General features: G+C 68.2%; 17 protein-coding genes. 8 read left to right on the forward strand and 9 right to left on the reverse strand.

The features are described from left to right. Positions 1–17: 17 nt before the first annotated feature. The 4 genes from C8D95_RS12545 to C8D95_RS12560 are packed head-to-tail and all read left to right on the forward strand — an operon-like array spanning position 18 to position 6,796. Entirely contained in the window at positions 18–2,102 is a 2,085-nt protein-coding gene (locus tag C8D95_RS12545; RefSeq protein ID WP_164721749.1) for a calcium-binding protein, read from the forward strand. Then, positions 2,099–4,651, forward strand: a complete 2,553-nt coding sequence (locus C8D95_RS12550; RefSeq protein ID WP_164721748.1) for a class I SAM-dependent methyltransferase — start codon at positions 2,099–2,101, stop codon at positions 4,649–4,651. Before C8D95_RS12545 ends, C8D95_RS12550 begins: the two co-directional genes overlap by 4 nt. Beyond that, on the forward strand, positions 4,635–5,657 hold the full coding sequence (locus tag C8D95_RS12555) for a hypothetical protein (RefSeq protein WP_109759533.1): 1,023 nt from the start codon (positions 4,635–4,637) through the stop codon (positions 5,655–5,657). Before C8D95_RS12550 ends, C8D95_RS12555 begins: the two co-directional genes overlap by 17 nt. Continuing rightward, positions 5,654–6,796 carry a hypothetical protein gene (locus tag C8D95_RS12560; protein ID WP_109759534.1) on the forward strand — a complete coding sequence of 381 codons (1,143 nt, stop codon included), beginning with the start codon at positions 5,654–5,656 and terminating at the stop codon, positions 6,794–6,796. The genes C8D95_RS12555 and C8D95_RS12560 overlap by 4 nt, the downstream gene beginning before the upstream one ends. On the opposite strand, the gene C8D95_RS12565 is transcribed toward C8D95_RS12560, so the two are convergent. Together C8D95_RS12565 and C8D95_RS12570 are read right to left on the reverse strand one after the other, a co-directional pair. Then, complete coding sequence (locus C8D95_RS12565; RefSeq protein ID WP_109759535.1) at positions 6,786–8,249, reverse strand: glycosyltransferase; 1,464 nt, start codon at positions 8,247–8,249, stop codon at positions 6,786–6,788. The two genes, C8D95_RS12560 and C8D95_RS12565, sit on opposite strands and share 11 nt — an antisense overlap. A gap of 117 nt (positions 8,250–8,366) precedes the next feature. Then, complete coding sequence (locus C8D95_RS12570; protein WP_109759536.1) at positions 8,367–9,221, reverse strand: glycosyltransferase family 2 protein; 855 nt, start codon at positions 9,219–9,221, stop codon at positions 8,367–8,369. A 160-nt stretch (positions 9,222–9,381) separates the two neighbouring features. Between C8D95_RS12570 and C8D95_RS12575 the strand changes: the two genes are divergently transcribed. Continuing rightward, a complete protein-coding gene (locus C8D95_RS12575) occupies positions 9,382–10,083 on the forward strand; it encodes a sugar transferase (protein ID WP_109759537.1) in 702 nt (233 codons plus the stop codon). A 3-nt stretch (positions 10,084–10,086) separates the two neighbouring features. On the opposite strand, the gene C8D95_RS12580 is transcribed toward C8D95_RS12575, so the two are convergent. From C8D95_RS12580 to C8D95_RS12595, 5 genes are all read right to left on the reverse strand, one after another. After that, positions 10,087–11,388 (reverse strand): HlyD family type I secretion periplasmic adaptor subunit, encoded by a 1,302-nt coding sequence (locus tag C8D95_RS12580; protein ID WP_241239726.1) that lies wholly within the window; start codon positions 11,386–11,388, stop codon positions 10,087–10,089. Further along, complete coding sequence (locus C8D95_RS22520; RefSeq protein WP_249033320.1) at positions 11,385–12,077, reverse strand: ATP-binding cassette domain-containing protein; 693 nt, start codon at positions 12,075–12,077, stop codon at positions 11,385–11,387. The genes C8D95_RS12580 and C8D95_RS22520 overlap by 4 nt, the downstream gene beginning before the upstream one ends. Further along, positions 11,972–13,120, reverse strand: coding sequence for an ABC transporter transmembrane domain-containing protein (locus C8D95_RS12585; protein WP_241239725.1), 1,149 nt, complete (start codon positions 13,118–13,120; stop codon positions 11,972–11,974). Before C8D95_RS12585 ends, C8D95_RS22520 begins: the two co-directional genes overlap by 106 nt. 72 nt (positions 13,121–13,192) lie before the next feature. Further along, positions 13,193–14,191 carry a glycosyltransferase gene (locus tag C8D95_RS12590; protein ID WP_241239724.1) on the reverse strand — a complete coding sequence of 333 codons (999 nt, stop codon included), beginning with the start codon at positions 14,189–14,191 and terminating at the stop codon, positions 13,193–13,195. Beyond that, a complete protein-coding gene (locus C8D95_RS12595; RefSeq protein ID WP_241239723.1) occupies positions 14,188–14,994 on the reverse strand; it encodes an ABC transporter permease in 807 nt (268 codons plus the stop codon). Before C8D95_RS12595 ends, C8D95_RS12590 begins: the two co-directional genes overlap by 4 nt. Positions 14,995–15,064: 70 nt before the next feature. Here C8D95_RS12595 and C8D95_RS12600 point away from each other — a divergent pair, with 70 nt between their 5' ends. Both C8D95_RS12600 and C8D95_RS12605 read left to right on the forward strand, forming a co-directional pair. After that, positions 15,065–16,243 carry a KpsE/RkpR family capsule polysaccharide export protein gene (locus tag C8D95_RS12600; protein ID WP_241239722.1) on the forward strand — a complete coding sequence of 393 codons (1,179 nt, stop codon included), beginning with the start codon at positions 15,065–15,067 and terminating at the stop codon, positions 16,241–16,243. After that, a complete protein-coding gene (locus tag C8D95_RS12605; RefSeq protein WP_109759540.1) occupies positions 16,240–16,896 on the forward strand; it encodes an ABC transporter ATP-binding protein in 657 nt (218 codons plus the stop codon). The genes C8D95_RS12600 and C8D95_RS12605 overlap by 4 nt, the downstream gene beginning before the upstream one ends. Positions 16,897–16,959: 63 nt before the next feature. Here C8D95_RS12605 and C8D95_RS12610 read toward each other — a convergent pair whose 3' ends face one another. Further along, positions 16,960–18,189 carry a mandelate racemase/muconate lactonizing enzyme family protein gene (locus C8D95_RS12610; protein ID WP_109759541.1) on the reverse strand — a complete coding sequence of 410 codons (1,230 nt, stop codon included), beginning with the start codon at positions 18,187–18,189 and terminating at the stop codon, positions 16,960–16,962. A gap of 27 nt (positions 18,190–18,216) precedes the next feature. Here C8D95_RS12610 and C8D95_RS12615 point away from each other — a divergent pair, with 27 nt between their 5' ends. Continuing rightward, on the forward strand, positions 18,217–18,651 hold the full coding sequence (locus C8D95_RS12615) for a GNAT family N-acetyltransferase (protein WP_109759542.1): 435 nt from the start codon (positions 18,217–18,219) through the stop codon (positions 18,649–18,651). Positions 18,652–18,655: 4 nt separating this feature from the next. Here the strand turns inward: C8D95_RS12615 and C8D95_RS12620 are convergent, their stop codons facing one another. Then, positions 18,656–19,732: a Zn-dependent alcohol dehydrogenase gene (locus C8D95_RS12620; protein WP_109759543.1), complete on the reverse strand. Its 1,077-nt coding sequence runs from the start codon at positions 19,730–19,732 to the stop codon at positions 18,656–18,658. Positions 19,733–20,103 lie beyond the last annotated feature (371 nt).

Here is a 20,103-nt window from a genome sequence, read left to right on the forward strand (position 1 = left end):
TGGGCACCGGCACGGGCATGAGCAACGACACTCTCAACGGCGGATCCGGCAACGACACGATCTTCGCGGGGATCGGCAACGACCTGATCTTCGGCGGGCCGGGAAACGACCTGATCTTCGACGGCGAGGGTGACGACACCGTCGACGGCGGCGCTGACGACGACACGATCTGGCTGGCGCCCGGGCTGACGGGCGGGTCGGATTCGGTCGACGGCGGTCTCGGGATCGATACGGTGGTCGAGGATCTGCGCGGAATGGCGTCGCGTGTCTTCTCGGTGTCCGTCAACCTCGCGACCGGGCTTCGCTATGTCGTCGAACAGCCGACGGTCGGTGTCGATACCTTGGCGGGGATCGAGAACTACACGCTTCTGGGCGACATCTCGGTCACTATGACGGGCAGTAGCTCCGCCAACCGCCTTCTCTCCGGCGACGGCGACGACAGCCTGTCCGGTGCGGCCGGCGACGACCGGCTGGAGGCGGGGACGGGCAACGACACCCTCAACGGCGGCTCCGGCGCGGACACGCTGGCGGGCGGCGACGGCAACGACCTGATCCTCGTCGATTCCGCGCTGGACGTGGTCGAGGGCGGTGCCGGCAGCGACCGTGTGCTGGTCTCCTCCGCGCAGGGGCTGTCGATCAGCCTCGCCGCATGGACGGGGGTCGAGCGTGTCGATGGCGGCACGGGCGACGATACGATCAACGCCGCAGGATACGGCATCGCGCTGAAGATGCTCGGGCAGGACGGGAACGACAGCCTCACCGGCGGCGACGAAGAGGACACGCTTGAGGGCGGTGCGGGCGACGACACGCTCATCGGCGGGGCGAAACGAGATTTTCTTTTCGGAAATGCCGGCGCCGACCGGATGGAGGGCGGGCAGGGCAACGACTATTTCTATGTGGACGATGCGGGCGACGTGGTCATCGGCGGAGCCGATTTCGACCGCGCGACGCTGGTCGCCTCGAGCCTCAATGTCGACCTGGCGACATGGAGCGGGGTCGAGCGGGTCGATGGAAGCGCGGGCGCGGACCGCATCGACGCGTCGAGCGTGACGACCGCGATCCGGCTTCAGGGCGGCGACGGCGGCGACACGCTGATCGGTGGGTCGGGCAACGACCAGGTCTTCGGCGGCGCGGGCAACGACAGCCTGTCGGGCGGCGGCGGCGTCGATGTCCTGGTCGGCGACGCGGGCGCGGACACGATGGACGGCGGCGCGGGCGACGACGTGTTCTTCGTCTCGCAGGACGGCGACGTGGTCATCGGGGGTGACGGTCTGGACCGTGCGCGGATAGAGGCGGGAATCGCGTCGATCTCGCTGACCCTGACCGGGTGGAGCGGGGTGGAACGGCTGACGCTGACCGGCGGCAACGACACCCTCGATGGCTCATCCCTGTCGTCGGGCATGTCGATCAACGCGGGCGCGGGCCACGACCTCGTGACGGGCACGGGCGGGGCGGACCTGCTGTTCGGAAATGCGGGCGACGACACGCTGCGCGGCGGCGGCGGCAACGACAACATCTGGGGCGACGCAGGCGCGGATGTGTTCGAGGGCGGCGCGGGCGACGACTGGTTCTATCTCGCCGATGCCACCGACCGCGTCGCGGACGGCGGGAGCGGCTATGACCGCGTCGTCATCATCAAGGCCGGGCTGACGCTGACCGTCGACGGCACCTGGGCAGGGATCGAGCGGATCGACGGCGCGGGCGGGTCCGAAACGGTCGACGCCTCGGGCCAGACCGGTTCCTTGTTCCTCTGGGCCAACGGGGGTCACGACGCCTTCACGGGCGGGATGGGGAACGACACGATCTTCGGCAACGATGGCAACGACACCCTGTCGGGCGGACCGGGGGGCGACGACGTCCTCCTCGGCGGCGCGGGCGCAGATCGCTTCGTCTTTTCGGACGGGACAGGGACGGACCGCATCAATGACTTCCAGCAGGGCCTCGACGTGATCGACCTGTCGGGCGTCGCAGGCCTGTCCGGCATCGGAGACCTGACGATCGCCACGGGCGGCTCGACAACCATCGGCGCGGGGGACGAGACCATCATCCTCGCCGGCTTTACCGGCACGCTCGACCTCTCCGACTTCGACTTCGGGCTGTGACGGTGCTGTCGCGGTTCCTCGACGGCGGTCTGCGTGTCCTCGACCAAGAGCGTCTGGTCCGCACCTCGGGCTTCTGGGACGCCGCCTGGTACGCAAGCCGCTATCCCGAGGCGGGGGGAGAGGCCCGCGCGCTGTCGCATTTCCTGCGCGTGGGCGCGGCGAGGGGCCACGATCCCGGTCCGGCGTTCTGCACGTCAGCCTATCTCGACGCCTATCCCGATGTCCGCGAGGCGGGGATCAACGCCTTGCTGCATTACCTTCGCTTCGGCCGGCAGGAAGGCCGCGTCGCGCGCGATGCCCACGGGCGCCAGACGGGCACGGCCGAAGCGCTTGGCAGCGAAGCGCTGGAACGGGTCCGGCAGGCCTTCGACGAGGACTTCTACCGCGCCGCCAACCCGGACCTGAGGGAGGCGGACGCCTTCGCGCATTTCATGGGGCCGGGCTGGTACCAGCGGCGCGACCCGGCGCCATGGTTCGCGACCGAGCCCTATCTGAGGGCCCACGCCGACGTGGCGGAGGCAGGGCTGAACCCCTTCGCGCACTACGTCCTGACGGGCTGTGGCGAAGGCCGCCGGATCTTCGCCTCGACGGTCCGGAGACATGCTGCGGGCGAGCCCTGCGTCCGCCCCAGGCTCGCCGCCGTCGCGATGGTGCGAAACGAGGCCGATATCCTGCGCAGCTTCGCGTCGCATCTGCTGGCGCTCTTCGACGACATCGTGATCGTCGATCATCGCTCTGACGACGGGTCGGAGGCGTTTCTCGCGGACCTCGCGCTGCGGAACCGCCGGGTCGAGGTCCTGACGCTGGACGAGCCGTCCTACATCCAGTCGGTCACCATGACTCACGTCGTCCGCGACCGTCCTCAGATCCGCGCTGCCGACTGGGTTTTCCTGCTGGACGCCGACGAATTCCTGCCCTTCGCGACGCGCGCCGATTTCGAACGCGCGCTTGCTCCCTTCACCGGTTGTCCCGCGATCTCGATGCGCTGGCGGAACCTTATCCCAGAGACCTACTGGGAGGGTGAGGCCGACCTGTCGTCCGGCATCAGCGTCCTTGTCCCGCCCGCCCCCAGCCAGTTCCGCAAGATCGCGTTCCAGCCATCGCGCGTGGCGCTCGACAGGACCGTCGTCGCACAGGGCAACCATGCACTGGTCGAGACGCTGAACGGTGTCGAAGTGCCGGTGTTCGACGCCGATTTTCCGCTTCTTCATGTCCCGGTGCGGTCGGTCGAGCAGATCCTGCTGAAACTGAGCCAGGGCGTGGCGGCCTATCGCCGGATCGGGCGTCGCCGCGATGCGGGCCAGGGGACGCACTGGATGCAGATGCACCAGGCGATCACCGGCGCCAGCCTGACGCCCGCGCATCTGAACGCGCTGGCGGACAGGTACAGCGAGGAAAAACCGACGCTGGTCTCGTTGACGCAGGCCGAGCTTCTGGCTGAGGGGTTCCGCGTCGAGACCCTGACGGTTGCGCAGGCCGACCTCTCCGATCACCCCCCTGTGCGGCGCCGCGGATTGGCCGAGACGCTGATGTCTCTTCACGCGATCGACGACAGGGACGTCGCGACCGAAGATCGACCGGGCGCGACTTGTCTAAGGACCGAAGGTTCGCGGCTCGTGCGAGCGTCCGACCAGGCTGAATACAGCCGTCTGCCCGACCTTCCGGCATTGCGCGCGGTGCTGGAGGCCGACGCGCTGGGAGCCCTTCTGCGGCCGTCCTACGACAACATCGCGGACCTCGTGCCCGACGACTGGTCAGGGCACGTCCCGTTCATGTTCGCGCTGGTCGGCCTTCTGCGTCCGCGCCGCTTCGTCGAGGTGGGCACGATGCGCGGAACGAGCTTCTTTGCGGCCATGCAGGCGATGACGACGCTGGGCGAGGACGCAGGGGCCGTCGCGGTGTCGACCTGGGCCGTCGAACCCCAGCGCGAGGCCGACTTCGCGGGCGCGTACGAGGATTTCGTCTACCTCGCGCGCAAATATGCCGACCGCGCCGCGATCCTGCGCATGGCGCCCGAGACGGCTCTGCACCGTTTCGACGACGGCTCGATCGACCTTCTGCACCTCGACGGCCTGCGCGGGTTGGAGCCAGCGCGTAGGGCGCTGGACGCCTGGTGGCCCAAACTGTCCGACCGCGGCGTGATGCTGATCCACGACATCGCCGCGCACGAAGCGGGTTTCGGCGTCTGGCGGCTGTGGGAAGAGATCAAGGGCCGCGCTCCGACGCTGGAGTTCCGGCACGCGCAGGGTCTCGGCGCGGTGCTGGCGGGCAAGGCGCCGCCGCCCGCGCTTCTCTCGGTCGCGCGCGCCGCCGCGGATCCGTCGGTCGCCGTTCTGCTGGCCGAGCATTTCCAGCGGATGGGGGAGCTTTCGGCCGAGCTTTTCTCGCGCCGCTACGACATGGCGCAGGCCGAGATGCGCGGAGCGGCGCTTGGCGCTCGCGCCGAAGAAACAAGTTGGCTGCGCCAGGAGCTGGACAGCGCGCGGGCCGAAATCGAGGAGCTGCGCGGGCTCTTGCGGGGAGGGCTCATCGGTGTCGCGGGCGAATAGGGCAGAGGTCACCCTTCACATCGGCGGCGCGAAATGCGGCAGCTCGGCGATACAGGCGTTCCTGAAGCAGAACGCCGCGGCGCTGGCCGAGAGGGGCGTCCTGGTGCCGGGCAAGGCGCTCGACTTCGTGTCGGAGGTGACGGGCGAACAGATCTGGGCCTTCGAGGACGGCGTCGCAGGCGGGATCGAGACGCCCGGCCTTCCCAGTCGGATCGAAGCGCTTCTGTCGGACGCGGACAAAAGGGGCGCGGCCCGCGTGATCCTCTCGGCCGAGAACATGTGCAACCACCCGGGCCTGGCGCCCCTGCTCGCCCGCGTCACGCAGGAGCGCCTTGTGCGGATTGTGTTCTACGTGCGCCGGCAGGACGACTTCTTGCTGTCGAGTTGGCAGCAGTGGTACCTGAAGCTTTACGACACCCTCGAAGCCTTTCTCGCCGACCGGGTCGGCCGCGTGGCCTGCTGGTACAACATGATCCTGCCTTGGGCGGAAGCCTTCGGGGACGACCGGATTACCGTGCGCCCCTTCGTGCGCGACCGACTTGCGGGCCACGACATCGTGACCGATTTCCTGGACGTCACCGGCCTGTCGGCCGAGGGTCTGAAGCCTTTGGCACGGGCGGCGAACCCGTCGTTCGACGAGGCGCTCGCGCGCCTGGCGCACCGTGCCCGGGACCTGTTCGGCGGCCAGCACGACAATCGCTTCTACGAGGTGATGGTGCGGCTTCTCGGGAGCCGTGCGCTGAAGCAGGGGTCGGCCTCGTCGCTTCTGGACCTAGATACCCGGCACCGCATCCTGTCGCGCTATGCCGAGGACAACGAAGCCCTTCGGGCGCGTTTCCTGCCTGACGCGCCTGGCCCCCTGTTCGCGCCGCCGCGCGTGCCCGATGTCAGGGTCGAAAGCGAGGCGAAACAGAGGTCGGACGAGATCGCGATGCTGACCCGCGCCGTTTTCCACATGGCGGAGAAGATCGAACGGCTGGAGGCCGCGCGCCGGAGCGGATCGTGATCGCGGCCCGTACCAGGCCGCGGGGCGTTGTGCCGGACGAGGTGCCGATCGACCGCGATCATCTCATGCGGCAAGTAACGGGGACGCCTGCGGACCTCGCTTCGCACTACCTGTCGCATGGTCTGGCGCAGCGTCTGGATCCGACGCCCTTCTTCGCAACTGACTGGTATGCCTGGCAGAACCCGGACTGGACCTCGCACGCGGCACCTTACCTGCATTACCTTGACCGGGGCAGGGCGGAAGGCCGCGATCCGTCGCCCTTTGTCGACATGAGGCGATACCTCGATGCGACGGGCCTTTCCGATCCGACGCGGGCCTACGAGATGATCCTCGCCGGGCTGCGCGGCCCTTCGCTTGGCGTCTACGACGGTCCGGACGATCTGCGTCGCCGGCAGAGCGCATTTCTTGACGCGATTTCGCCTCTGGCGCACCGCATGAGGCCGCCCGCGACGCCGAAGCGCGCGCTCGTCGTCCTTCAAGCCGGGGCGGGCGCCGTGGCGCGCGACTGGTCGGGAGAAGGGCGGACCTGGGACCTTCTGGTCAACTACTATGATGCACGAGGCTTTCGGCCGGGGTTCGGGGACATGGCGATGTTCCAGAAGGGCACGAAGTTCACCGCCATGTGGATGTTCTGGAGACGCTATCGGTCCTGTCTTTCGCCCTACGAGCATGTCCTCTTCCTGGACGACGACGTGTCGGTCGGGGTCGATGAGCTGAACGCGCTCTTCGAGGCGTGCCGGGTGCACGTGCTCGACCTCGCCCAGATGACCCTGACACCCCAGTCGTCATGCAACTGGCCCCAGCTTTTCGCCTGCGAGGGGCAGCGTGGCCCGCGCGAGGTGACGGCGGTCGAGATCATGATGCCCGTCGTCTCGCATCGCGCGCTGGAGTGGATCTCGCCCACCTTCGACGCCTCGGTGTCGGGCTTCGGGCTCGACCTGGCCTGGGGGCGGATCGTGAGGGACAGGGGCGGGCGCGTCGCCGTCCTCGACGATGTGCGGGCGACGCACGAGCGTCCCGTCGACCAGTCGGGCGGATCCTACTACAGCTATCTCCGCCGCCACGGAATCAACGCGAAGGCCGAGCTCTGGACGACGATCCAGGCGCATGGCGCGGACCGCGACGTCCTCAGCCTTTGAGCCCCGGCAGGCAGGTCGACAGCGCGGCGAGAAGCGCGTCTGCATCGCCAGGTGATCCGTCCACGACGATGCCGTTCGGCGCATGGCGCAGGGCTTCGGCCTGCGCGCCCAGCCCGAAGCAGAGGACGGGAAGCCCGGTCGCAAGGGCCTCGTGCGTCGAGAAGGAGAAGGTCTCGGGGCAGACCGAGGGGATGACCCATGCGCCGATGTCATAAGCACGGGCCAAAGCGCCAATCCGTGCGCGCTCGTAGCGGCCGTGGACGAGGTGCGGTCGTGGCAGGCGAAACTGGCCGTCCATCTCGCCCAGGACCACGATGCGCGGTCCTTGAGGCAGGCGGCGGGCGAGGGCTTCCAGCACACGCGCGCCCTTGGCGAGGTTGATGCCGCCCAGGACGCCGATGGCCCCGCCGCCCGCAGGCAGGCGCTGGGGCAGGCCGCACAGCCGATGCGGCACGATCTCGGTGCGACGTGCGGCGCCCGGATAGGCCTGATCGAACAGTCGCGCGGTCGAGGTCGAATAGGCGACGATGCGGTCGGCACGCGCGACGACGGGACGCCAGAGCCTTTGCCAGTCGGCAAGCGACAGGTGCGGTCGGCCTTCCAGTTTCGGGCAACTGTGCGCCGGATCGAGACTGGTCTCGGGCGGCAGGCCGCGGTGGACGCCATCACTGTCAAGAAGGTTCCACGACGGGCTGACGGGGAAAAAGTCGTGCAGGCGCAACTCGAGGATGTCGCCCCGTCGGGTCAGACACGACAGGAGGCGCGGGACAGAGGCCGGATCCGACGCGCCGACGCCGCAGGAGTAAACCACGCGACGGCGCGCGAGGGGGGCGAGGAGAGCCTCGACGGCCTCTGACGTCCCGGCATCCGCGCGTTCGATCCGGTCGGCGCGGTGCATCTCGACCCGCCACCCGGATCCAAGACCCGCACGCAGGACCAGCGCACCCGGACCGTCGACCAGAGCCTGCGCCACCTCGTCGGACAGGGCGCGGTCGGCTCCGCCCCCGAAGGCGTGTCCGAGGAAGACCGGCACCGGAGCCGATGACGCGTGATCGAGCCATGCCATCGACACCGCCATCCGGTGCAGGGCGACGGGATCGGCGGCGCTCCAGTCCCGCACCGCGGCGTCGTAGTCCGGCCAGCGCGATGAAATCACGAGTCCGGCGGCGCGGATGCGTCTTTGCTTTTCCTCGGACCCGAAGCTCGCGCCGCCCCTGTGACCGACGACAAGGTTCAGGGCCGCGACGTTTCGCCCGCCCGCCGCGCGCGCTCGACGGCACCAGTCGACCTCTTCGCCGTATCCCCGCCCGAAGGCCGGGTCGAACAGCCCGACGCTGTCGAGAAAGCGCCGGTTCATCGCCATGCAGAACCCGACGCCCGTCGGCACCTCGCATGAGGCGTGACGGGATGCGATGCGCCGCGCCGCGCCGTCCATCGCTTCGATCAGGGACACGTCTGGCTCGGTGACGACGCCCGGGGCGGGGACGGTCAGGATTTCGGCGTTCGTCGACAGGGGCGTGACGCTTGCGACCTGGGGTTCGGCCTCGATCGGGGCGAGGAGGCGCGGCAGTCAGTCGGGCGGCGGAATCGTGTCGCTGTTCAGGAGGACGGCGTGGCCTGTGCCGGTCGCCGTCGCGTGGGACAGACCGGCGTTGGCGGCGGCGACGAACCCGTAGCTTCGGTCGTGACGGAGAACAGCGAGCCGGTCTCCGAGGACGGCGCCGAGTTCGGCGAGGAGACGCGCGATGCGCGGGTCGGTCGACCCGTCATCGACCACGACGACCCGCGCGTCGGCGGGAAGCGAGGAGGGCAGCACGGCGACGAGGCGCGCCAGGTCCTCCGCCGCATCGTGGACGGGGATCACGACCACTGGGCAGCGCGCGATCGGATAGGTGCGGTCGTCCCCCTTAAAGAAGTCGGTGGGAAACGCCGGGACCTGTATCGCGTCGGACATCAGCCCGAACCTGTGACGCAAGCGAGCCGAAGCCGTCGGGTCGCCCGTCCCGAGGAAACGGACCAAGGCGCGCCATTCGCGAGCGACCTCGACAAGGGCTTCTGGCAGCGCGCGGAGGAGAGCAGAGAGTTCGTGGAGCCGGCTTGGCGCTGTCAGGACGTGGCAGGCCAGGCCGTCCCCCGCCCGCACGAAGAGGTTCGCCCGACGCGCCGGGCGCACGAGGTCCAGAACGAAGCTTCCGGGCCCCGCCGGAAGCGGCACGCGGTCATCGAACCCCAGGCCCAGATCAGCGCTGTGCGTCCAGCCGCGCACGACCACGCTGCGCCGCCGCCACGTCACCTCGCCGATGACACCTACAGCCCCCTGCAACGGCAGAGGCCCCTGTCGAGCGAGCGTCGCACGGCGGTCGAGCAGGCATGCCATGACCCGGCACGACATCCGGGGAATCGAGCGGAGGCGTCTCAGCTGCATCCCCAAGCTTCTGGCGCGGATGAGTTAAGGCATCGTTCATCACGGCCCGAGGCGAGGATCGCCGCTAAGGGTTTGCTTACCGCTTTCTGGGAAACAGACACCGTCGTAGCTCGAGTCCGTTTCCGCAAGTTCCGAATCGGAACCTCAAGGTGGGGTCGTCATGCCCGTCCGAATCAACCTCGATCAGGTCGTCGCCGCCCTCCTCCTTCCGGTGGTTCTGGTAGTTCTGGCGGTGCTTTTCGTGGTGGTCGTTCCGCTTCAGGGACGGCCCTTCATCTTCGCGTCCGAACGGATGAAGTCGCGCGACGCGGCCTTCACCCTGTTCAAGGTCCGCACCATGCATCCGCCCGACCCGGCGGCCGAGCTTGGTGCGCTTGGCGGGCACCAGATGGCGCGCATCACGCCGCTCGGTCTCTGGCTTCGCCGCCTGCGGCTGGATGAGTTGCCGCAAATTTTCAACGTGCTCAGGGGCGACATGCGCTTCATCGGACCGCGTCCGCCAGCTCGTCGCTATGTCGACGCCTATCCGTCCCTATACGCGGCGATCCTCGCTGACACGCCGCCCGGCATCACGGGTCTCGCTACCGTCATGCTTCACGCGCGGGAAGAACGGCTTCTGTCCGCCTGCCGTTCTGCCGCAGAGACGGAAGCCGTCTATCGCCGCCGCTGCATTCCCGTGAAGGCACGGCTCGACCTGCTCTACCGGGACCGGCGCGGCCCCTGGCTCAACCTCGTCATCCTGTGGCGCACCTTCTCGCGGCTCATCCCGATCAGGCTGTCGGAACGGCGCCTGCGCGCGGTCAAGGCGTCGCGGGGCGCAGAGGTCACGCCTGGCGTCACGCGTCTCGAACCCGCGCGCTGAGGCTCAACCTTCGCGCATCGCGCGGTCGAAATAGTCGGTGACGGGCTTCATGAGATAGGAGAGCGGCGTGCGCTCGTCGGTTCTCAGGTATGCCTCGACGGGCATGCCCGGCAGCAGTTCCTGGCTTTCCAGCTTGAGGAGGTCAGTTTCGTCTGGCACGACCTCGACGCGATAATAGTTGATCCCCGTCACCTCGTCCGTGAACACGTCGGCCGAGACGTCCGTGACACGGCCCTCGATCTCGGGCGTCTGGCGCTGGTTGAAGGCGGTGAACCGAAGGGTCGCGTCCTGCCCGACGTGTATCTGGTCGATGTGGATCGCCTCGACCCGCGCCGACACGACAAGGGGCTGGTCCTGCGGGATGACGTACATCAGTGCCTCTGCGGGCTGGATCACCGACTTCACCGCGAAGACGGTCGAGCCGTAGACGGCGCCCGACACCGGCGCCCGAAGTTCGAGCCGCGCCATGCGTTCCAGAAGGCCCACGCGCTGTTCCGTCAACTCCAGCTCGCGGAACTGGAGGTCGCGCAGCGTCACGATCGCTTCCTCGCGCCGGGCGGTTTCCAGCTTCAGCTTTTCGATCTCGAGGCCCGCGATCTGGCCGCGGAATTGTGCCGCGTCCGATGTCAGCCGTCCGATCTCGCCCGCCAGACGCGCAGCTTCCCGCCGGAGTGCGGTCACACGCTGCATCTGCACGAGCCCCTTCTCGAGAAGCGTCTCCTGGTCGGTCAGCTCCTCGCGGATCAGTTCCTCCTGCGTGGCGAGCGCCGCAAGCTGGGCTTCGGCGCCTTCGATCTGGTTGCCGGTCTGGGCAATGCGCTCGGCGAGCTGTCCCAGCTCCTTTTCCAGCGTGTCGCGCCTTGCGACGAAAAGACTGCGCTGGCCCTCGACCTGCTCGGCGGCCCCCGGAGCGGCTTCGGCCTGGACCAGAAGGTCGGCCGGGAAGACGATCGCGTCCTTGCCGTCGCGTTCGGCTTCGAGACGGGCGCGGCGGGCGCGGATCTCGACGAGCTGCGTCTCGATCACGTTCAGTTCGGACTTGAGCAGGGTGTCGTCCAGCCGGATCAGAAGGTCGCCGGCCTGCACGCGGTCGCCGTCGCGGGCGGCGATTTCGCCCACGGTGCCGCCCTCGGCGTGCTGAACGACCTGCCGGTTGCTTTCGAGAACGATCATGCCGCTGGCGATGACCGCGCCAGCAATACGGGTCTGCCCGCTCCACCAGCCGACGCCGCCGACCAGGAGGGCCAGCGCAAGAAAGCCGACGAAGAGCGGCAGGCGCGCGCTGTAGCGGGGAGCCTCGGTCACGTGATCTCTCCCGTCCGCGCGAGGGTGCGCTGAATGTCGCCCGCGTTCTTCATCATCGAGCGGACGATCTCGTCGCGCGGGCCGTCGGCCTTCACGCATCCCGCCTCGATGACCATGAGACGGTCGCACTCCGAGATCGCCATCGGACGGTGCGTCATGACGATGACCGAGCGCCCCTCGGCCTTCATGGCGCGGATGGCGGCGTTCAGGGCCTCGGTCCCCTCGAGATCGAGGGCCGAGTTGGGCTCGTCCAGGACCAGGAGGACAGGATCGCCGTAAAGCGCGCGCGCTAGAGCGATACGCTGACGCTGGCCGCCCGAAAGACCGACGGTGTTGTCCTCGACGCGCGTCTCGTAGCCGTCAGGCAGGTTCAGGATCAACTCGTGAGCCTGCGCCTTCATTGCCGCCGCCACGATCTTGTCGCTGTCGGGCCGAAGCGACATCCGCGCGATGTTCTCGGCGATGCTTCCCGAGATCAGCGTCGGCTCCTGCGGCAGGTAGCCGACGTAGGCCCCAAGGTCGGCGGGATCGTAGTGCGACAGAAGCGCGCCGCCGAGCCGAACCTCGCCCACGTTGGGCTCGATCAGGCCGAGAAGCGTCTTGGCGATGGTGGTCTTGCCGGACCCGCTGCGACCGATGACGCCGAGCGCCTCTCCGGGCGCCAGCGCGAAGCTGACGTTGTAGAGCAGTGACGTCCCGGTCCGCGCGTGACGGTGACGCCCTTGGCTTCGATACGACCCTCGGGACGGGGCAGGCGGGTGCGCTTTTCGGGCTCGGGCGTCGCCTCCAGGAAGGCGGCGAGCGACTTGCGGCCCTGACGCGCCCTCGCGACCTGCGGCCAGCGGGCGAGAAGCTGCTCGATGGGCGACAGGGCACGGCCAAGGAGGATGGAGCCCGCGATCATCGCGCCCGCCGTCATTTCGCCCCGCAGCACGAGCCAGGCGCCCAGTGCGAGGACGAAGGACTGAAGTGCCAGGCGGAAGGCGCGCGTGAAGGTCGAGAAGCTGGAGGTCCAGTCCACCGCCGACATGTTCTGCGACAGCGCCGCGACGCGTCGGGCCATCCAGCGCTCGGCCACCGGGTCCATCATGCCCTGGCTGCGGATGATTTCGCTGGCGCGGCGGGCGTTCTCGCCGAAGCGGTGCGCGGCCTCGGAGGTCGCCTGAGCATCGCGCACGCGCTCGGACGTCAGAACCTGGGTCAGGACCGTGATCGCGACGAGGACAAGTCCGCCTGCGACGGCGAACCAGCCGAGCCAGCTGTGAAAGACGAAGATCGCACCGAGAAAGAGCGGCGTGAACGGCAGGTCCATCAGCGCGGTGAAGGCGGGGGAGGCGTAATAGGCCTGGATCGCCTCGAGGTCCCGGCTGGCCGACAGCGCCTCGGGTGTCGACGCCCCTTGCCTCTGGAGGATCTGGGCGCGGAAGACGCGGTCGTCGAGAGCCGACTGGAACCGCGCGCCGTAGCGCGCCACGAGCCGGGAGCGCGCGAAGTCCAGAAGCCACATCAGCCCGTAGAGCATGATGACGAGGATCAGGAGTGCGACGAGCGTCTCTTCCGACCGCGAGCCCAGCACACGGTCATAGACCTGGAGCATGAAGAGCGGGCCGGTCAGCATCAGTATGTTGACGAAGACGCTGAAGAGAAATGCGTAGCTCAGGAAGTGCCGCGATTGTTGCCGCGCCGCGTCCAGGGCGGGCGCCTGGGTCGTGGGTTTGGTCTTCGCAGCCATGACACCACCAAATGAACTCGAATCCGTCGGGTTCTAGCGGGATTCCGCCGGTCGCGAAAGGAAAAGCGCGTGCTAGAGGCGGCCGCCGACGGCGGCAAGCCAAAGCGCCGCAGTGCCGCGGCGGCGCTGGCGATAGACGCCCGACGCACGCAGGGCCTTGAGACGCTTGGGTAGGGATCCGCGCCTAGCATCGGCGAAGCGGTCGAGCGTCGCTTTCGCATCGGGCGTCAACAGGTAACCCGCACGCCTTAGCGCGGCGATGTTCGTGCCGTTCCAGTCGCGATATCGGCCCGACAGGACGCCCGCGACCCGCCTCAACCCCGCGGCCAGCGTGTCGTTCGCTCCGATCAGGTTTGAGGCGTGCTGGCGGTAGTGGACCGTGGGCAGGCTGTCGTAGAGAACCTCGCCGCCGGCGCCGGTGACGATCTGGTAGGTCCACCAGTCGTGTGCCACGACGCCCGAGGCCATTGACGCGGTGTCCTGCACGAGATCGAGCGCGGCGCGGTTCATCACCATCGTGTTTCCGCCCGCGATATTCTGCGTCATCGCGTTCTGGAAAGCGGGCGGCCGGAGAAACGCAGGCGACAGCCGGAGCGGCGCGAGGTCCGGACCGCAGATCAGGGTGCGGCTGCAATAGAGGCCGGGACGGCCCTCGGGCACCTCTCGCAGCGCCGAGATTGCCCGGGCCAGCTTGCAGGGTGTCCAGACGTCGTCCTGATCGCAGAAGGCGGCATAGGGCACCAGTGGCCCTGCTGCACGGGCGAGGCCGAGAAAATTCCGTGCGAAGCCGGCATTTGGCCCCTGCATGACGAAAGTTCGGCCCGGCGCCCGGCGTTCGGCGAAGGCGGTCACCAGCGGCCGCCAGTCGTCCCGGCTACCGTCGTCCGAAAGGATCAGCGACCAGTCCGTATGGTCCTGCGCGGCGATGCTCCCCAGTTGCGCGCCGAGCGTGGCTGCGCCGTCGTGGAGCCCGAGGAGGATGCGGACGTGCTCGGGTCCCGTCTCCTCGGCCAACGGGACCGAGCGTCCCAGGGCATCGTGGTTAACGATTTCCTTAAGAATGCGCGTCATTTGTGGACCAGTCCGCTGGCGTGACGCGACATCAGGAGAAGGCCCAGGACGAGAAGGCCGAGGCTGGTCGCGCAAACGAAGGCGGGCGAGACATGGGCGCCCTCATAGGTGGCATAGATGCCCGCCCGCATGGCGCCCGTGACGTGGAACAACGGATTGAACCAGAGAAGGTCGCGGTATTCGTGCGGTACATCCTCGAACAGGAAAAAGATGCCCGAGACGATGAAAAGGGGGCGGGTCAGGACCGTCCACACCCTTTCCCATGCGGGGAAGGCCAGGAAGAGGTAGGCGTTCAGGCTTCCAACCCCGAGGGCGAGAAGCGCAGCCATGGCCATCGCGCCGGCGAGGCTCAGGGGGTCCGCGACATAGGACAGGTCGGCAAGCGGCATCAGGGCCACGAGGATGAGGATCGCGATCACGACATGGGTGAAGACGGACAGAAGGAAGCGCGCCAGAAGGATGTCGGCCCAGGTGACGGCGCCGAAGTTCATCAGCGGCTTGGAAAAGCGAACCGCCGTGGCGACACGTCCCGCGGTGTCGTGGAACAGCATGTAGGGCAGGTAGCCCGTGGCGTAGAACAGCGGAAAGCTGTCGCCGAGAGAGGGCGCCCGGAAGGCGAGCGAGAAGGCGAAGGACAGAAGGGCAATGGCGGCCACGGGCTCGGCCACGGCCCAGAGGTAGCCGCCCGGAGACCGGCCATAGGTCGTCGACATCTCGCGCAGCACGAGGGCGAAGATGGCGCGCGCGGTCCGGTGGCGCGGAGGGCGCGCGGCAAGGGCGGTGTCCTGTGCGGTACGGATCAATGGGCCCCCCTGATCAGGCGCCCCGTCGATAGGCTGCATTCCTTTCCAATCCGTGAACGAGGTGCTGCACATGGCCGCCCCTGACAGCTCCCTCGCCGACCTGGGCGCTCCGCGCCTGACGCTTCTGCCGCAGCCGGCGCCGCCGTTGCGGGCGCGGGCTCGACACTATGGGCTTGCCACGCTGTTTCTCGCCACGGTCGCGCTCCCCCTCGGGCTGGCGGCATGGTATCTCTGGTGGGTCGCCGCCGACCAATACGCCTCGACCGTCGGGTTTTCGGTGAGGAAGGAAGAGGTCGCCTCGCCGATAGAGCTTTTCGGCGGCATCGCCGACATCTCCTCGTCGGGCAGCTCGGACAGCGACATCCTCTATGAATTCATTCAGAGCCAGGAGATCGTCGAGACGCTCGAGGCGCAGATCGGGCTGTCGACGCTGTGGTCGCAGCCGGACGACGATCCGGTCTTCGCGCACGAGGCGTCGGGCACCGTCGAGGATCTGCGCGACTTCTGGCGCCGCATGGTACGGGTCACCTACGACACGTCGACCGAGTTGATAGAGGTCCGCGCCCTGGCCTTCACGCCCGAGGACGCGAGGCGCATCACCACGGCCGTATTCGACGAAAGCGCGAGGCTGGTCGAGGATCTGTCCGCCATTGCGCGCGCCGACACCATCGCCTTTGCCGAGGTTGAGCTTGCCCGCGCCGTCGAAAGGCTGAAGGCGGCGCGCGAGGCGGTCACGGAGTACCGTTCGCGCACGCAGATCGTCGATCCGACCGCCGACCTTCAGGGGCAGATGGGCCTTCTGTCGACGCTCGAGACGCAACTCGCCGAAGCGCTGATCGCGGCGGATCTTCTGCGCGACAGCACGCGGGACAGCGACCCCCGCATCCAGCAGGCCGACCTGCGCATCCGCGTCATCGAGGCGCGCATCGCGGAGGAGCGGCGCAAGCTTGGCGTGGGTACGGGCGAAAGCGGGCAGGACTATGCCACGCTTCTGGCCGAATACGAACGGCTCGCCGTGGATCGTCAGTTCGCCGAGGAGGCCTATACGGTCGCCCTTGCGGCCTATGACCAGGCGCTGGCCGAGGCGCGGCGCAAGAGCCGCTACCTTGCCGCCTACATCCGCCCCACCACGGCGGAAGCCTCCGAGTTTCCGCGCAAGGAGGTCCTTCTCGCGGCGCTCGCCTTCTTCCTTCTCTCGGGCTGGGGCGTCGTCGTCCTTCTCTATTATTCGATCCGCGACCGGCGATGATCCGTCTCCACGAGGTTTCGAAGTCCTTCCACTCGGGCGGCGTCGAGACCGTCGTCGCGGACCGGTTGAGCCTTGCGTTCCCCGCGGGCGCCTCAGTGGCTCTCCTGGGACGGAACGGGGCGGGGAAATCGACGCTGCTGCGGATGATCGCCGGGACGCTGAAGCCGGCATCGGGGCGCATCGAGATCGCGGGAACGGTGTCCTGGCCGGTGGGCTTCGCGGGCAGTTTCCACGGCGACCTCACGGGTGTGCAGAATGTCCGCTTCGTCGCGCGGCTCTACGGCGTCGACAGCGACGTGCTGGTCGATGCGGTCCGCGGGTTTTCTGGGCTTGGCGAGAAGCTGGCGCTTCCGGTCCGCGGCTACAGCCAGGGGATGCGTGCGCGCCTGGGCTTCGCGCTGTCCATGGGTATCGCCTTCGACACCTACCTGATCGACGAGGTCACCGCCGTCGGCGACGCCGAGTTCCGGACACGATGCGAGGAAGCCCTGGCGGACCGTCTGCGCCATGCGGGCGCCGTGGTCGTGTCGCACAGCGCGGGCTTCCTGCGCCGGGTCTGCCAATCGGGCGTCGTCCTGGAAGAGGGGCGCGCGGCCTGGTTCGACGATCTCGACGAGGCGTTTTCGGTTCACCGCCGGATGCTCGGTCAGTGAGCGGGGAGGGGGAGGCGCCGCCTCTCCCGGCCCCCTCCGGAGTATTTTTCGACAGAAGAAGAGTCAGGCGCGCTTCACCGGCGCGCCGCCTTCGAACAGGTTCGGGGCGGCATGGGAAATTGGCGCCTCTTGCATCTGGAGATGCAGGCCGTCGCCCTCGTAGGGATGGGCGCGGGCGAGCGCCTCGTCGACCTCGATCCCGAGCCCCGGTGCCTCGGGCGCGGCGATGTGGCCGTCCTCGACCCGGATCGCACCCTTGATGAGCGCGTCGTGGAAGGGCGTCTCTATCGTCTCGGCCATGAGGAGGTTCGGGCAGGTGACGGCGAGGTGGATGTTCGCCGCCCATTCGACCGGCCCGGCGTAAAGATGCGGCGCGATCTGGGCGCCGGCAGCTTCGGCGAGGACGGCGATCTTCTTTCCCTCCCACAGACCGCCCGCGCGGCCTAGCGCGGGTTGCAGGATCGATGCGCCCGCGCGCAGGGCCAGGGCAAACTCAGCCTTCGTGGTGAGCCGTTCGCCCGTGGCTACGGGGATCGACGTGGCACGGGCGACCTTCGCCAGACCTTCCCAGTCGTCGGGCGGCACCGGCTCCTCGAACCAGAGCGGATCGGCGGCGACAATCGCGCGCGCCAGCCGGATCGCACCCGAGGCGGTGAACTGGCCATGCGTGCCGAAGAGCAGGTCGGCGCGCGGCCCGACCGCTCTGCGGAGCGTGGTGCAAAAGGCGGCACTGGTCTCGACGTCGAAAAGCGACGGCTGGTGCCCGCCGCGGACGGTGTAGGGCCCGGCGGGATCGAACTTCAGCGCCGTCCACCCCTTGCCGACGAGGTCGAGCGCCGCCTCGGCCGCCATGTCGGCGTCGCCCCAGAAGGCCGGGAGGGGGTGCTTGTCCATCGGGTAGAGATAGGTGTAGGCGCGAACGCGGTCGTTCATCCGCCCGCCCATCAGAGCCCAGACCGGGCGGTCGCGGTCCTTGCCGAGAATGTCCCAGCAGGCGATTTCGATACCCGAGAAGGCGCCGATGACGGTCGGATCGGGTCGCTGCGTGAAGCCGGAGGAATAGACCCGCCGGAACATCATCTCGACGTTCTCGGGGTTTTCGCCCTCGACGTGCCGGGCGAAGACGTCGCGGATGACGGCGGTCATCGCCTGCGGCCCCACGGTCGAGGCATAGCACTCGCCCCAGCCGGTAAGTCCGGTGTCGGTGGTCAGCTTCACGAGGATCCAGTAGCGCCCGCCCCAGCCCGGTGCGGGAGGAGCCGTGACAATCACGTCGATATCGCTAAGTTTCACCGTGACCTTGCCCTTACGTCGTTAACCATGTCCCCGAACCCAATCACCATTCGCAATCTCGGTCCAGAGGAGGCGCATGTCCTCGACCGGGTCCGCCCCGGCACCTTCGACAATCCCGTGGACCCGGGGTGGGCCTACGGGTTCCTGGCCACGCGGGTGAACGAGATCGTCGTGGCGCTGGATCGGGGCGAGGTGGTCGGTTTCGTGTCTGGCACGGTACTGATGCATCCCGACAAGCCGACCGCGTTCTTCGTCAACGAGGTCTCGGTCCATGCCGATTATCGCAGGCAGGGCATCGGCCGCCGGCTGGTCGAGCGGATCAGGGACCTTGCGCGCGACCGGGGCTGCGCGGCGATCTGGGTGGCGACGGAGGGCGACAACGTGGAGGCGCGCGCTCTCTATTCCGCGCTGAGTGGGCGCGAGACGGGCGACATCGTGATGTACGAGTGGGACGAGGGCTGACGCCCTAGAACATGATGACGTTGCGCCGGGCGCGGCCCGCCTTGGTGTCGGCGATTGCCTCGTTGATGCGGTCCAGCGGCCAGCGGTTCGAGATCAGCTCGTCGAGCTTCAGGCGACCCTGAAGGTAAAGATCGCACATCCACGGAATGTCCCGCGCCAGCACCGTATCCCCCATCTTGGTCCCGATGAGGCTTTGCCCGTAGCTGGCGATCATGTCGGGGGCATAAGAGGACATGCGGTCGTTGCCGGGCATCCCCACCATCACCAGCCGCCCGTTCGGCCCGATGTAGCGTGGCGCCTGGTCGTAGGCGCCGGTATGGCCCACGGTGACGAGGACGACATCGGCCAGACGCCCCGTCAGGTCCGCGAGCCGTTCCCAGGGTTTGTCCTCCGAGGCGAGAATGCCGTCTGTCGCGCCGAAGGCGCGGGCATCCTCGAGCTTTTCGGGCACCATGTCGACGGCCACGATCCGCCGCGCGCCCGCGATCCGCGCGCCCTGGATGGCGTTGAGGCCGACGCCGCCCGCGCCGATCACCACCACGTCCTCGCCCGCCCGAACGCGGCCCGCATTCACCACCGCACCCACGCCTGTGATGACGCCGCAGGAGAGGAGCGAGGCCACGTCGAGCGGCATCTCGTCCGGAACGCGCGCGATCTGGCTGGGATCGACCACGACCTTGTCGGCGAAAGCGCCGCAGTTCATCGCCTGGAACACCGCCGTTCCGTCGGGCCGGGTGAGGGGCGCCGTGCGCTTCGCGGTGTAGCAGATGTACGGCTGCCCTGTCGCGCAGGAAGCGCAGGCTCCGCAGGAGCGGATCAGGGTCACGATGACCCGATCTCCGATCGACACTCCGACCGTGTCGGGGCCGGTCGCCGTCACATGGCCCGCCGCTTCGTGGCCGTAGACCGCCGGCAAGGGCCCGCCCCACCGACCTTCGGCATAGGTGATGTCCGAGTGGCAGATCGCGCAGGCTTCGAGCGTCACCTCAACTTCGCGGCCCTCTGGCGCGGCCAGGTCCAGGTCTTCGATGCGCAGGGGATCTCCGAAGGCGGTGCAGACGGCGGCGCGGATGCGGGTCATGGACGATCTCCCCTAGTCGGCGCGACCCTGCCAAGGGAACGAAGGGTGCGCCAGCGGGAAATCGAGTCGCAGGCTTGCAAGAGGAAATCCTGCAGGATCGACCGGCGAAAACGCGGCGCGTTTTTCGTTGCCTTCGGTCAACTCGGCGCGCCGAATGCGGCGCATTTGACGGAGTGCATTTCCGTAAAGGTTCCGCGTTTCCGCTGCCGATCCTGTCCGCGTCCGTCGACGCCTGTCACGTCGTCACCGCCAGCTGAGGGCGACCCGGCGTACGCGTCGGGACCTTTTCTGGAGAGGCCTGGATGGCGGGGCACCGGCAACGCTTTCAGGCTTCTTCGTCACGGATTGACGCTCTGGGTCGGGCGCTCGCA

This window comes from Silicimonas algicola, assembly GCF_003148765.1.
In the GTDB taxonomy this organism is placed as follows: domain Bacteria; phylum Pseudomonadota; class Alphaproteobacteria; order Rhodobacterales; family Rhodobacteraceae; genus Silicimonas; species Silicimonas algicola.

Coding starts and splice junctions, on each gene's coding strand:
- C8D95_RS12545 (WP_164721749.1), top strand. CDS start 18: ATGAGCAACGACACTCTCAACGGCGGATCCGGCAACGACACGATCTTC.
- C8D95_RS12570 (WP_109759536.1), bottom strand. CDS start 9,221: ATGCAGCTGAGACGCCTCCGCTCGATTCCCCGGATGTCGTGCCGGGTC.
- C8D95_RS12575 (WP_109759537.1), top strand. CDS start 9,382: ATGCCCGTCCGAATCAACCTCGATCAGGTCGTCGCCGCCCTCCTCCTT.
- C8D95_RS12585 (WP_241239725.1), bottom strand. CDS start 13,120: ATGGCTGCGAAGACCAAACCCACGACCCAGGCGCCCGCCCTGGACGCG.
- C8D95_RS12590 (WP_241239724.1), bottom strand. CDS start 14,191: ATGACGCGCATTCTTAAGGAAATCGTTAACCACGATGCCCTGGGACGC.
- C8D95_RS12600 (WP_241239722.1), top strand. CDS start 15,065: ATGGCCGCCCCTGACAGCTCCCTCGCCGACCTGGGCGCTCCGCGCCTG.
- C8D95_RS12605 (WP_109759540.1), top strand. CDS start 16,240: ATGATCCGTCTCCACGAGGTTTCGAAGTCCTTCCACTCGGGCGGCGTC.
- C8D95_RS12615 (WP_109759542.1), top strand. CDS start 18,217: ATGTCCCCGAACCCAATCACCATTCGCAATCTCGGTCCAGAGGAGGCG.
- C8D95_RS12620 (WP_109759543.1), bottom strand. CDS start 19,732: ATGACCCGCATCCGCGCCGCCGTCTGCACCGCCTTCGGAGATCCCCTG.